This window comes from Deltaproteobacteria bacterium (genome assembly GCA_009929795.1).
Classification (GTDB): domain Bacteria; phylum Desulfobacterota; class Desulfovibrionia; order Desulfovibrionales; family Desulfomicrobiaceae; genus RZZR01.
Genome location: RZZR01000071.1, coordinates 1 through 13,091, shown reverse-complemented (window position 1 = coordinate 13,091; position 13,091 = coordinate 1). Strand labels below are relative to the sequence as shown.

The following is a 13,091-nucleotide window of genomic DNA, read 5'->3' as shown; positions in this document are numbered from 1 at the left end:
CGTACGGTTCGTTTGTTGGCTCCAATGGGCCGGTCAGAAGGGCGGACTCGGCCATGGGTTGCGGGGCCAGGCGGGGGTAGATGCAGGATGAGCCCAGAAAGAGCAGGTGTTGAACGTCGGCCAGATGCGCGGCATGAATGACATTGCAGGCGATCATCAAATTGTCGTAAATGAATTCGGCCGGATAATCGGCATTGGCCTTGATGCCGCCGACGCGCGCCGCGGCCAGGATGACTGTATGCGGTCGTTCGTTCATGAAAAAAGTGCGCACAGTGGTTGGGTCCATGAGATCCAGGGCCGCCAGTCGAACCCGACCACTGGCCTGGGGGCCGAAGTCCGGCTCTGTTCTGTGGATGGTGCCCAGGATTTTCTCGTGTCCCGCATCCAACAGGGCCCGGACAATGGCGCTGCCGACCATGCCGGCCGCTCCGGCCACGAGAATCGTATTTTTTGTGTTCATTGTCTGGTCATCGCTGTGGTGTTTCGTGCTCATACCGTCTAGTGTTGCGTCCACGAAATTGATCCATATCAGACGGTCAAGGGTTTTCCCGTGTAGGTCCACTTGAATGGTTTTGCCCAGAGCTGGTTATAGTTCTTGATGTAGTCCATGATCTGATCGACCAGTTCCTGTTTTGACTTCCAAATTCCGCCTCGGATCACGTCTCGGCTGAATATATTGAACCAGATTTCTATCTGATTCAGCCAGGAAGAGTATGTTGGCGTGAAATGCAACGTAATCGGCCTCTTGCCGGCCACCCAGTCTTTGATTTTCTGGTGTTTATGGACGGCCAAGTTGTCCACAATCACATGCAGATGCCTGCCGGGATTTTTTCGACATAACTGCTTCAAAAACAAAAGAAATTCTTCATGAGTTGCGCTATCTACACATCGGCCCGAGATGGCTCCGCTGTGAACTGCCAGGGCCGCCAATAGGCACGTCGTGCCGTTTCTTTTGTACGTTGCCGTCAGCCTTCGACTTGCGCCTGGCTTCATAGGCAACAGGGTCTGAGTCCTGTCCAGGGCCTGTATCTGAGATTTCTCGTCAACCGACAGCACCAGCGCATTTTCCGGCGGATTCATGTAAAACCCGACAATCGCCGCCTGCTTTTCTTCAAACTCGGGATCAGGACTTTTTCCGCACCAATAGGCGGTCTTATGCGGCTTGATGACCGCCTCAGACAAGATTTTCTGAACTGTGGACTTCCCGTGTCCCGTCACTTCCGCCAATTTGCGCACGCTCCAACGAGTACTTCCGTCAGGCGGGGTTGTGCACGCTAACGCAACTACGCTCACCCGCTCATCTGGTGAAATTTCTTGTGGTCTTCCACGGCCTTCCTTGTCTTTGAGCCCATCAAGACCTTGCTCCAAGAAGCGTTTGCGCCATTTTAAGCAGCTTTGCCAGTTCAGTCCGGTTTTTTCAGCGATATTATGCAGGCTCAAACCCTCTGAGGCGAGCAAAATCACCTTCGCTCGCAAGGCCAGTCGTTGCTCTGTTTTTCCTGAGCCAACCCACATCATCAGGGTTGTTGCTTGTTCCTGACTCAACTCAACCCGGACTCGTGCAGCCATAAACACCTCCTTGGATGGGAGGTATTATTATCTATTTATTTGAAGGACGCAACACTAGACACAGAAGTGCCTACTTGAGGGCCAAGAAAGCATCGATATCCAGGCCCGCCTGTTTCAGTATCGCTCTCAACGTCCCTTCAGGAATATCCCCAGGGTGATTGGGGACGGTCGTGTAGAGATTGGTGGATGGATTATTCCAAATCTCATGACTTCCGGCGGCTTGTCGATCAAAAAAAACCCTTGACTTCGTAATCGCTTGACGATCTCTCGATACCGAAAGCCTGATAGTCTGCCCAATTCAACACCCGACGACTATCTGAAGATCGAAAGCGCCGCCAACAGGGCGCAAATTTCTACCCGACGCTCTCTCCGTCTGGGCCTCAATCAATCGTCTTGCCACATCCCGTGCGATCTCCATGGTTTCAGCGATCGTTCTGCCCTGAGCTACCAGACCTTGAACATCCGAAGATGTCGCAAGATAAAGTCCCTCCGGCAGCTGCTTAATATGAAGAGAGATTACGGTTTCCATAGGTATCCTCCTGTACGACTGGGCCATTGGGCCAGACAGCACTGGTGTTTTAAATTTTGCAAAATCCTTTGAAAAGTATGGAGGATTTGTCTCTCATTTTTGTGGTGTCTCCAACTCATTTTGGGGCTGGGTGCCGGATTATTTTACAGCACCCGGATTTCAAGCATTTTTCAGCAGCCCCTATTCGTGGGGCGAGGTGATGCTAAACCCCGCTCGGACGCAAAGTTCTTCCTTCTTGGCCTCTTCCAGGTCGGCCCGGACCATTTCGGCGACCAGTTCCTGAAAGGTGATCCTGGGTTTCCATCCGAGTTGGGCCTTGCCCTTGGCCGGATCGCCCAGCAGGGTTTCGACCTCCGTGGGCCGGAAATATCTGGGATCAACGGCGACGATGGTCTTGCCGTTGGCCGGGTTGACGCCCTTCTCTTCGACGCCTTCTCCCGAAAATTCGATGACCATGCCGAGTTCCCGGGCCGCAGTCTGGACGAACTCTCGGACCGAATGCTGCTCGCCTGTGGCGATGACATAGTCGTCGGGCCTATCCTGTTGGAGCATGAGCCATTGCATTTCCACATAGTCGCGGGCGTGGCCCCAATCGCGCAGGGCGTTCAGGTTGCCCAGGTACAGGCACTCCTGGAGGCCGAGATAGATACGGGCCAGGGCCCGGGAGATCTTGCGGGTGACAAAGGTTTCGCCCCGGACCGGGGATTCGTGGTTGAAGAGGATGCCGTTGCAGGCGTACATGCCGTAGGCCTCGCGGTAGTTGACCGTGATCCAGTAGGCGTAAAGCTTGGCGCAGGCATAGGGCGATCTTGGGTAGAACGGGGTCGTCTCGGTCTGGGGGGTATCCTGGACCAATCCGTACAACTCCGATGTGGATGCCTGATAGAAGCGGGTTTTTTTGTTCAGGCCGAGGATGCGAATGGCCTCGAGCATGCGCAGGGCCCCCAGGGCATCGACGTTGGCCGTGTACTCGGGGGTCTCGAAGGAGACCTGCACATGGGACTGGGCGGCCAGATTGTAGATTTCGTCCGGTTGAATCTGCTGGACGATACGGATCAGGTTGGCGGCATCGGTCAGGTCCCCGTAGTGAAGATGAAAGGCCCGGCCTGGCTGGTGCGGGTCCTGGTACAGATGATCGATGCGATCGGTATTGAAGAGCGAGGCCCGGCGTTTGATGCCATGGACCTCGTAGCCCTTCTGCAGAAGGGATTCGGCCAGGTAGGAACCGTCCTGTCCGGTAATACCGGTGATGAGCGCCTTTTTTTTCATGGTGCCTCATGGGGTCCAAAAAATGTCGTTTCAAGGATTCAATACAGTTTTTTGCACACTCCCCAGCCATTTTTTCTGATGTTTCCATGAAATCAGTTTACACGCAAGAATATCGCAGACCGGTCAGCGAATTGCCAGGAACCCCGGCCTTGGCTATCTGAACCCGGTTGAGGCGAAATAGTGCACCCAGGCCAATAGGAGAATATGGACACGAATCCAACCAAAGCCACGTTCCTGGCCCTGGCCACGGTGGGCATCTGGTCCACGGTGGCCTCGGCCTTCAAGATCAGCCTGCTTCATGTGGAGCCGGTCCAGCTCCTGTTCTGGTCGTCTCTGTTCTCGGCCCTGGCCCTGGGTCTGATTCTCCTGAAACGATCAGGACCAGCTGGATTGCTGGCCGTGTTCAGGAGAAACGGCCTCAAGACCTCGGCCCTGTTCGGGTTGCTCAATCCCTTCGCCTATTATCTGGTTTTGTTCAAGGCCTACGACTTGCTTCCGGCCCAGGAGGCCCAGACCCTCAATTACACCTGGGGGATCACCCTGGCCTTGCTGGCCGTTTTTCTGCTCGGCCAGAAATTGACCATCAAGGAACTGGTCGGGATCGTGGTCAGCTACATGGGCGTCCTGGTCATCGCCACCCGCGGAAATCCCTGGTCTCTGGAGTTTGAAAGCCCCCTGGGTGTGGGGCTGGCCCTAGGCAGCACCCTCATCTGGTCCCTGTACTGGATCTACAATACAAAAGACCGCATGGATCCGGTGGCCAGGCTCTTTCTCAATTTTTGCTTCGGCCTGGTTTATGCGGCGGTCTGGGCGGTATTCAACGGCGGGTACTCCTTTGGCGGATTGGTCGGCCTGGCCGGGTGCGCCTATGTGGGCGTCTTCGAGATGGGGGTGACCTACGTGCTTTGGCTCTCAGCCTTGCGTCTGGCCCGGAGCGCGGCCCAGGTCAGTCACTATATCTATCTGTCGCCGTTTTTGTCCCTGGTCTTCATTCGGTTTGTGGTCGGGGAGCGGATACTGGTTTCGACCCTGGCCGGGCTGGTCCTTATCCTGGCCGGATTGGCCATCAAGGCCCTGCCGGGCCGCAGGGCCTCCGGAAATAATGCTTGAAGGCTGAAGGCGCATCGTATAGGGAAACAACCTTTCGGGGACGTAGCTCAGCTGGGAGAGCGCTGCCTTCGCAAGGCAGAGGTCGGGAGTTCGATCCTCCTCGTCTCCACCAAGGAAATCAAGGTCTTGCCGGGAAACCGGCAAGGCCTTTTTTCTTTTTGGCACACAATCATGGTACACGAAGGGTCAAGCTCGACGCGTCATCGCGGCCAAGATCTGAAGCCGAATCAGATGTTATTGCCACCCCGTCCCTCCTCAAAAATCCGTGAAATGCCAGTTTCCGTCTTCGTCCTGCCACTTTCTGATTTCTGCCGACGGTTCAGGATCAGAGTTCGGGGGCAGGTCGTATGTTCGGCAGGCTGACGGGATTGGTTGCGCGGTAGGGCTGCCAAAGCCGAGGATGGCCACGTCTGAAATCAAGCGACCCGGGTTGGCCGAGCACTCGACGATAAGGTCCCTGGCGTTGCGCATGCTGGTGTCCAGGGCCATTGTCGAGGGGAATACCGTGAAAATTCAGACTTGTTTTTTTCTTCGGAAGCGGAGAGTTTGCCCCTGGTCGGTGACGATTACCGATGGATACGCGCCGATGACCGAGCGGAGTGCTCAGGTCAACGACATGTGAAGGTATCGTCGGGAAAAAAGGAACGAGGTTGGTTGGTTCTTTTTCGGCAATGGGAAAAGAGTCAACTTGAACGAGGAGCAAGGAGGTTCCATGGAAACCAGGCATTGGCCGTTCGGCACGGCGGAGTATTTCGAGCACCCGGTCTTTTCGGGTGTGCGCATCGCCAGGCTCGTGGGTGGGGCGGACGGGTGTGGGACCAGCGTATCCCTGTTGGAGATTTCCCCCGGGACGACCATCGACGAGCATGTGCACGCCCAACAGTCGGATTCGATCATGATTCTGGACGGCCAGGGCGAGGCCTATGTGAATGGGACCTGGAAATCCGTCGGAGCCGGCGACTATCTGATGGTCCCCCACGGAGTCCGCCACGCGATGCGCAACACCGGCCCGGGCGTGCTCCGACTCTTCGTGACCCATTGCCCGGCCCTGTTCTGAGGCCGGTAGTTCCATGAATCCCGAACAGATCGTCCGCCGGGTTACCTGGTGGGGGCTGTTCTGGAATCTCGCTCTGGCTTCCCTGAAGCTCGGGGCTGGATATTGGGGCGGCAGTCGGGCCGTGCTGGCCGACGGCATGCACAGCCTTTCGGATTTGGTCACGGACGCGGCGGTCATCGGGGGGTCCTTTCTCTGGTCCCGGCCGGCCGACGAGGATCACCCCTATGGGCATCGCCGGATGGAGACCTTTGTCACGGTCTTCATCGCCCTGATGCTGGCTGTGGCGGGCATCGGCATCGCCTGGGAGGCTTTGGGCGGTCTGGGGGCTTCGGAGAAATCAGGCCCCGGTCCGGTGGCCCTGGCCGCGGCCGTCGCGTCCATCCTGGTCAAGGAGATCCTCTTCCGGTGGACCATGATCCGGGGCCGACAGATCCAAAGCAGGGCGCTGAAGGCCAACGCCTGGCACCACCGCTCCGATGCCTTGAGTTCCATCCCCGTGGTCGTGGCCGTTCTCGGGGCCATGCTCGTTCCATCCTGGACATTTCTTGACCCGTTAGGGGCCTTTGTCGTGGCCGTTTTCATCCTGAAGTCGGCCTGGGACATCCTGGCTCCGGCCCTGCGGGAACTCTCCGAGGCCGGGGCTCCGAGCAAGGTTTCCGAGCGGATCCGGTCCATCGCCCTGGCCCACCCCGAGGTCCACGACATTCACAAATTGCGGACCAGGTACCAGGGCGGGGCAATGTTCGTGGACTATCATCTGGTGGTCGACCGAGGCCTGATCCTGTCCAGGGCCCACGACATCGGCGAGGAAATCAGCGCGGCCGTCGGCGAGGCCTTTCCCGAGGTGGTGGACGTGACCTATCACCTCGATCCGGACGACGCCGAGGACTGAGATCGACGGCTCAAGGCCGGTTTTTCAGTCGGCCTCGGGGGCGTGGAGAACAAAGAGGGTGATCTCCGATGGCGAACCGATGCGAAGCGGCGGCCCCCAATAGCCCGTGCCCCGGCTGACGTAGAGGAGCATGTCGCCCACCTGGTGCAGTCCGGCCACAAAAGGCTGGAAGAGATGGACCAAGATGGTCCCGGGAAAGAACTGTCCTCCGTGGGTGTGCCCGGAGACCTGGAGGTCGTAGCCAAGACCGACGGCCTGGAGGGCGGTCTTGGGCTGGTGGGCCAGAAGAATCTTGGCGGCCTGTTCCGGGGCCCCGTCCACGGCCCGGGCCGGATCCGAGCGCTGGTCCGGGTCGAAGCGTCCGGCCTGGAGATCGGTCACCCCGGCGACGACCAGAACTCCCCCATTTTTTTCCACCACTGCGTGTTCGTTCATGAGCACGACCAATCCCATCTTTCGCAATGCCTCGATCCAGGGCAGGGCGTCCGAATAATACTCGTGATTCCCAGTGACGATGAAGGTTCCCAATTCGGCCTTGATGTCGGCCAGGGGCCTGAGCTCTTCGGCCAGCCGCTCCACTGGGCCGTCGACAAGGTCCCCGGTGATGGCCACCAAGTCAGGTTCGAGCTCATTGGTCCGCTCGACCACCTTTTCCAGCCATGATTCTCTGATGGTCGGACCGATGTGCAGATCCGTCAACTGGACCAGGCGAAGGCCGTTGAGGGCCGGGTCCAGCTTGGAAAGACTGAGAGTCACGGTTCTGACGTCCGGAACCTGTCTGGCCTGAAAGACTCCCAGAACGCACAGCATGATCGAAAAGGCCAGGATGAGGACATTGGTGGCTCTGGCGGTTTTCCCGGCCCAGGCCACGGCCGGTCGGACTGGTGGGGTCTGGGGCCGGAACCTGGTCCGAATGCGGTCGACCATCAAGAGGGCGAGGAGAATCGCATCCCGGACCAGGCAGAGAGTGAAGAGAAAGAGGATGAGACCGAAAATCATGTATCCGGCCCAGATGGCTGTGTCGACCCAGACACTTTCAAGACGCATGCGGCGAAGAACGATGACTGCTGGTGTGGTCAGCAGACCGACGACCAGGAAGGATCCGGCAATGATCCGGCCCCATGGGCCGAGGCCGGCTGGGCGGATGATACGGCGGCTGATGTATAGGCCGATGACGGTCGAGATCAGGAAGAGGAGAAGAAAGAAGATGCTGATACTGCCCAGTTTGCCCATGGTTCGTGCTCTTGTGGGAGGTTGTCGGGAACTGGTCAAACCGAAAAAGGCAAGACCGGGTATTATGGGCCCTGAACGGCAGGGCTCACTCGCACGATTTGCATACACGGGCAATGGTCGGGGGTAAAGAATGGCAGCCATGGGGTTCTGGCGGTTGCCGGGCTGTTTCGCGCATCTTCCCCGACTGGATGAACATGTGCTCCTGGTCGATTCTTTCTAATTTTTTTCCAAAAAATATATGTATTTTCAATTGGTTATTTATAAAATTACCGGGTGTTTCAGTTTATTTTTCTTTGAGGCTTGACAGGTGGAAATAAAATTCCATAAACAAAAAAACCGACTGAGCACTCAGTCGGGAAAAAAAGGGAGATTTGGATGTCAAAAAAACGGGACGCAATACTCAAAGCAGCAACGGTCCTTTTTGCCAACAAAGGATTCGCCGGGACCTCCATGCAGGAGCTCTCAAACCTGACCGGGGCGGCCGAGGGAACCATCTTCTACCACTTCAAAAACAAGGAGCATCTGCTCCTGACCATTCTGGAGGACACCCGAGACGGGATTGTCGAGGCCTTCGGCCGGTTCATGGAAGGCCGGGAATTCCGGGACGGTCTGCACATGCTGGAAGAGGTGGTCTCGTTCTACCTCTATCTGGCCGGGCTCATGGAATACCAGTTCCTGCTTTTGCAACGCCAGTTTTTGTACCGGTTCGCGGCCGACAACCCGGAATTCCGGGAACACCTCGAATCGATCTACAACTGTATGGCGGACATGTTCGAGCAGGCCATCGTCAAGGGGCAGGAGGACGGGTCCATCGGTCAGGTCCATTCGCGGAAAACGGCCCTGATCATCTTCACCATGGTAGACGGACTGGTCCGGTTCAAAAATTTTAATCTGTACGACGCCGGGGCCTTGTACAACGACCTTCTGGCATCGTGCAGGAGGATGCTCAAACCCTGAGTGGAGACATTGCCATGTTGCACAGAATTTTTCCATTCCTGACCTGGTTCAAAGGATACAGTCCGGGTGCCTTCCGGGCCGATGCCCTGGCCGGGGTGACCGTGGCCCTAGTGCTCATTCCCCAGTCCATGGCCTATGCCCAGTTGGCAGGCCTGCCAGCCTACTTTGGACTCTACGCCGCGTTCCTGCCGCCAATGGTGGCGGCTCTGTTCGGTTCCAGCCGACAGTTGGCCACCGGTCCGGTGGCCGTGGTCTCCCTGATGACCGCCGCCTCCCTGGAACCTCTGGCCACGGCCGGAAGCCAGGGCTATATCGCCTACGCCGTGCTTCTAGCCCTGTCCGTGGGCGTGTTCCAGTTTCTCCTGGGCGTGCTTCGTCTGGGGCTGGTGGTCAATTTCTTGTCCCACCCGGTGGTCAACGGCTTCACCAACGCCGCGGCCATCATCATCGCCACCTCCCAGCTGTCCAAGATGTTCGGGGTCTCGGTGGACAACGCCGAACACCACTATGAGACCATTGTGCGGGTCGTGCAGTCGGCAGTGCACTACACCCACTGGCCGACCCTGGCCATGGGTCTGTTCGCCTTTGGCATCATGTTCGGCTTGAAAAAGATAAATCCCAAAATTCCTAATGTTCTGGTGGCGGTGGTGGTGACCACCCTCCTGTCCTGGGGCATGGGCTTCAACCATGACATCAAGGCTCCATTGACAGCCATCGAGACCCAGGAAGTGCGGTCCACGATCGAGGCCTTCAACGAGAGCGTGCGCGAGCTCAAGGAGCTGGCCGGAAAGCGAACCGATTTGACGGCCAAGGTCGAAGGGGCCGAGTCGAACGTGGTCAAAATTGACGCCGTCCACGATCTGGCCCTGGTCAACGCCCGCATGGACATGCTCAAGGAAAAACAGCGTGATCTTCGGGCCGAGTTGCGGGATGTTCTTCTGGTCGGGGTCAGGGAGAGTGGCGGCATGGCCTTTTACGAACGGGGCTCGATTCCGGCCGGTCTGACCGGGGACGGACGAACCTGGAGACTCAAGGTCGGCAACGGAGAACTGGGCCCCGATGGCCTGACCATGATGGGCGGCGGGGCAGTTGTCGGCAAGATCCCATCCGGTCTGCCGGCCTTTGCCATCCCGCCCCTGGACATCAAGGTCATTCTTCGTCTGCTGCCCTTTGCGGCCATCATTTCCCTGCTGGGTTTCATGGAGGCCATTTCCATCGCCAAGGCCATGGCCGCCAAGACCGGTCAGAGGCTCGACCCCAACCAGGAACTCATCGGCCAGGGCCTGGCCAACATGCTGGGGGCCATCGGGCAGAGCTATCCAGCCTCGGGGTCCTTCTCCCGTTCGGCCGTCAACCTCCAGGCCGGGGCCGTGAGCGGCATCTCAAGCGTGATCACCTCCCTCATGGTCGTCATCGTCCTCATGTTCTTCACCCCGCTTCTCTACCATCTGCCCCAGGCCGTGCTGGCCGCGGTGATCATGATGGCCGTCATAGGGTTGATCAATGCCGCAGGCTTCATCCATGCCTGGAAGGCCCAACGCTACGACGGCGTTATCTCGGTTCTGTCCTTCATCTGCACCCTGGTCTTTGCTCCGCATCTGGACAAGGGGATCATGGTCGGAGTGGCTCTTTCCCTGGGGGTCTTCCTCTACAAGAGCATGCGGCCCCGAGTCTGCTCCCTGTCCCGGGGCCAGGACGAGGCCCTGCGCGACGCCTTGTCGCACGGTCTGCGCGAATGCGACCATATCGCTGTGGTTCGATTCGAGGGCCCGCTCTTTTTCGCCAACGCGAGCTTTCTTGAAGACCAGATCACGGCCCGGATGCAGGATGCACCCGATCTCAGGCACATCATCTTGGTGGCCGAGGGAATCAACGACATGGACGCCTCTGGCGAGGAGGCGTTGTCGCTCATCGTGGATCGGGTCCGCAGCGCCGGGGTGGACATCTCCCTGAGCGGTGTGAACGAATCGGTCATGGCCGTGATCAAGCGGACGCACCTTTTGGAAAAGATCGGGGAGGATCATGTGTACGCCAGCACCGAGCAGGCCCTGTGCGCCACCCACGCCGCGGCCCACGCCAATGTGGTCCGCGAGGACTCCTGCCCTCTGCTCAATTTGTGCCGCACAACCTAATGGAGGTTTGACATGAGTGTTGCCTGCCTGTTCAGCGGATTATACTGCGAGGCCGATGAAATTACGGCCAAGGTCCTGGAACGGACCGGGATGTCCCTTGTCTCCGACCGGGACGTCGTGGCTCGGGCCGCGGATCTGGCCGACATGGACACGGACCGGATCGCCAAGGCCTTCTTCGCCGGGACGTCCATCTTCAACAAGTTCACCCATGAGAAGGAGCGGGCCATCTCCTGGCTGCGGCTGGCCGTGGCCAGGATACTGGACGAGGGCGACAACCTTCTCGTCCACGGGTTCTGCTCGGTTCTCGCTCCCCAGTCCATTTCGCACGTCCTGAGAATTTGCGTCATTTCCGGGCTCAAGTACCGGATCGACGTGGCCGAACGGCTGGGGGTGACCGAGTCGGAGGCCAAACGGCACATCAAAAAGGGCGACGAGGACCGATCGGCCTGGGTCAAATCGGCTGTTGGTCATGACGATCCCTGGGATTCGGCCCTCTACGACCTGGTCGTGCCCGTGGACAAGTTCGGCCCAACCAAGGCCACCGAAAATATCGTCGACCACCTGACCGGGGCCATGCTCGATCCCACCGGTTCTTCCCGGACTGCGGCCAAGGATTTTCTCCTGGCGGCCCAGGTAGAGACGGTTTTGGCCTCGGCCGGGCACCATGTCCAGGTGGAGAGCGTGGGCGGGGCGGTCACGGTGATCATCAACAAGAACGTCCTCATGCTTGAGCGGCTGGAGCGGGAATTGGCCGAGATCGCCTCCGGGGTGGCCGGGGTCCGGGAGGTCCGAACCAAGGTCGGCCCGAAGTTCCACCAGTCGGACATTTATCGGAAGGTCGACTTCGAACTTCCGGGCAAGGTTCTTTTGGTCGACGACGAGCGGGAATTCGTCCAGACACTGTCGGAGCGTCTGATGCTCAGGGAAATGGGCTCTGCAGTGGCCTTTGACGGCGAGTCGGCCCTGCGGCTGGTGGACGAGGACGAGCCCGAGGTCATGGTTCTGGATCTCAAGATGCCCGGCATTGACGGCATCGAAGTTCTGCGGAACGTCAAGAAGTCCAGACCCCAGGTGGAGGTCATCATCCTCACCGGCCACGGGTCCGAGGCCGATCGCGACGAGTGCATGAGGCTCGGGGCTTTTGCCTATCTGCACAAGCCCGTGGATTTCGAAGTCCTGAGCGAAACCATTAAGAAGGCCCACGCCAAGGCCCAGACAAACACAGGGAGCCAAAGCAGGTAGGCCCGCCATGTCCCATTCCTGGATTCGAAGAATCGTTCCGGAATTTCTGCTTGGCTCGAGAGAGACGTTCGCCTCGTACCGCGGTTTGGTCAATTACCGGAAAACCTGGGTCAAAATCGTGGCTCTGCTGACAGCCGCGGCTCTGATGCCGCTGCTGTTCGTCATCGGCATGGACTATCAGGTGACCAAGGACGCCCTGTTTCGGGAAAATCTTCTGCGGACAGCCAGGACCACGTCCAACGCACGGAGGACGGTGACCTTCTATCTGGAAGAACGGCTGGCGGCTTTGGATCTGGTGACGAGGACCGTGGCCACCCGCGAGTTTGGTCACCAAGACAGGTTGGGTCAGATTCTGGAAGGGCTCAAGTCTTCTTTTGGCGGGTTCACGGATTTGGGGATCGTGGACGAGCAGGGGTTTCAGGTGGCCTACGCCGGGCCCTTCGATCTGGCGGGCAGGGACTACAGTTCTCAGGATTGGTTCCAGGAGGCCATGGAGCATGGATCATACATCAGCGACGTGTTCCTGGGCTACCGGAACCAGCCCCATCTGGCCATGGCCGTGCGTTTCACAGCGAATAACGGATCCACAGCTCTGCTTCGGGCGACCATCGACACGGGCAGGCTCACGGCTCTGCTGGCCGGTCTTGACCTGTCAGGCAACGCCGACGCCTTTATCGTCAACCAGCAAGGTGTGCTGCAGGTGCCGTCACGATACCACGGAGACCTGCTCGAACGTTTCAGCCTCCCACTGCCCGAATACTCGGCGACCACCGAGACCATGATCGTGGATGAGGCATCGGAACAGCTCATCCTGGGCTACGCATTTGTCGAGCGCACACCCTTTATTCTGATGATTCTCAAACGCCAGGACCTGCTTCTGGACACCCTGCGCGAGGCCAAGAACCGTCTGGCCTGGGTTCTGATCCTGAGCGTGGCCGGAATCCTGGCCGTGGTCATTGCCGTGGCCACGACCATGATCGGCCGGGTTCAAGAGGCAGACCGGACCAGGTACACTGTCCTGCGGAACATGGAGCACGCCAACCGTATGGCCACCATCGGCCGACTGGCCGCAGGCGTGGCCCACGAGATCAACAATCCTCT

At 58.5% G+C, this 13,091-nt stretch carries 12 protein-coding genes, 1 tRNA gene and 1 pseudogene; 8 read left to right on the top strand and 6 right to left on the bottom strand.

Features of this window, described 5'->3' with window-relative positions:
• From EOM25_08945 to gmd, 5 genes and pseudogenes are all read right to left on the bottom strand, one after another.
• On the bottom strand, positions 1-460 hold a 460-nt coding region (locus tag EOM25_08945), incomplete at its 3' end, for an NAD-dependent epimerase/dehydratase family protein (GenBank protein NCC25308.1).
• Positions 461-528: 68 nt separating this feature from the next.
• Positions 529-1,569 carry an IS630 family transposase gene (locus EOM25_08940; GenBank protein NCC25307.1) on the bottom strand — a complete coding sequence of 347 codons (1,041 nt, stop codon included), beginning with the start codon at positions 1,567-1,569 and terminating at the stop codon, positions 529-531.
• A 70-nt stretch (positions 1,570-1,639) separates the two neighbouring features.
• Positions 1,640-1,866 (bottom strand): annotated as a pseudogene (locus EOM25_08935) (type II toxin-antitoxin system HicA family toxin).
• 1 nt (position 1,867) lies between these two features.
• Positions 1,868-2,098, bottom strand: coding sequence for a DUF1902 domain-containing protein (locus tag EOM25_08930; protein ID NCC25306.1), 231 nt, complete (start codon positions 2,096-2,098; stop codon positions 1,868-1,870).
• 180 nt (positions 2,099-2,278) lie between these two features.
• Positions 2,279-3,367, bottom strand: a complete 1,089-nt coding sequence (gmd, locus tag EOM25_08925; GenBank protein NCC25305.1) for a GDP-mannose 4,6-dehydratase — start codon at positions 3,365-3,367, stop codon at positions 2,279-2,281.
• A 204-nt stretch (positions 3,368-3,571) separates the two neighbouring features.
• Between gmd and EOM25_08920 the strand changes: the two genes are divergently transcribed.
• The 4 genes from EOM25_08920 to EOM25_08905 all read left to right on the top strand — a co-directional run bounded on the left by EOM25_08920 (position 3,572) and on the right by EOM25_08905 (position 6,426).
• Positions 3,572-4,477 carry a DMT family transporter gene (locus EOM25_08920; GenBank protein ID NCC25304.1) on the top strand — a complete coding sequence of 302 codons (906 nt, stop codon included), beginning with the start codon at positions 3,572-3,574 and terminating at the stop codon, positions 4,475-4,477.
• Positions 4,478-4,513: 36 nt separating this feature from the next.
• Positions 4,514-4,589: transfer RNA gene (locus tag EOM25_08915), tRNA-Ala, on the top strand.
• 600 nt (positions 4,590-5,189) lie between these two features.
• A complete protein-coding gene (locus EOM25_08910; protein ID NCC25303.1) occupies positions 5,190-5,534 on the top strand; it encodes a cupin domain-containing protein in 345 nt (114 codons plus the stop codon).
• A 13-nt stretch (positions 5,535-5,547) separates the two neighbouring features.
• The gene (locus tag EOM25_08905; GenBank protein ID NCC25302.1) at positions 5,548-6,426 is read left to right on the top strand and encodes a cation transporter; all 879 of its coding nucleotides are present in this window, start codon (positions 5,548-5,550) and stop codon (positions 6,424-6,426) included.
• A gap of 24 nt (positions 6,427-6,450) precedes the next feature.
• On the opposite strand, the gene EOM25_08900 is transcribed toward EOM25_08905, so the two are convergent.
• On the bottom strand, positions 6,451-7,473 hold the full coding sequence (locus tag EOM25_08900) for a metallophosphoesterase (protein NCC25301.1): 1,023 nt from the start codon (positions 7,471-7,473) through the stop codon (positions 6,451-6,453).
• A gap of 561 nt (positions 7,474-8,034) precedes the next feature.
• Here EOM25_08900 and EOM25_08895 point away from each other — a divergent pair.
• The 4 genes from EOM25_08895 to EOM25_08880 all read left to right on the top strand — a co-directional run.
• Positions 8,035-8,616 carry a TetR/AcrR family transcriptional regulator gene (locus EOM25_08895; protein ID NCC25300.1) on the top strand — a complete coding sequence of 194 codons (582 nt, stop codon included), beginning with the start codon at positions 8,035-8,037 and terminating at the stop codon, positions 8,614-8,616.
• Between the two features lie 14 nt (positions 8,617-8,630).
• Positions 8,631-10,748 (top strand): STAS domain-containing protein, encoded by a 2,118-nt coding sequence (locus EOM25_08890; protein ID NCC25299.1) that lies wholly within the window; start codon positions 8,631-8,633, stop codon positions 10,746-10,748.
• 12 nt (positions 10,749-10,760) lie between these two features.
• Positions 10,761-11,990: a response regulator gene (locus EOM25_08885; GenBank protein NCC25298.1), complete on the top strand. Its 1,230-nt coding sequence runs from the start codon at positions 10,761-10,763 to the stop codon at positions 11,988-11,990.
• 7 nt (positions 11,991-11,997) lie between these two features.
• On the top strand, positions 11,998-13,091 hold a 1,094-nt coding region (locus EOM25_08880; GenBank protein NCC25297.1), incomplete at its 3' end, for a sensor histidine kinase.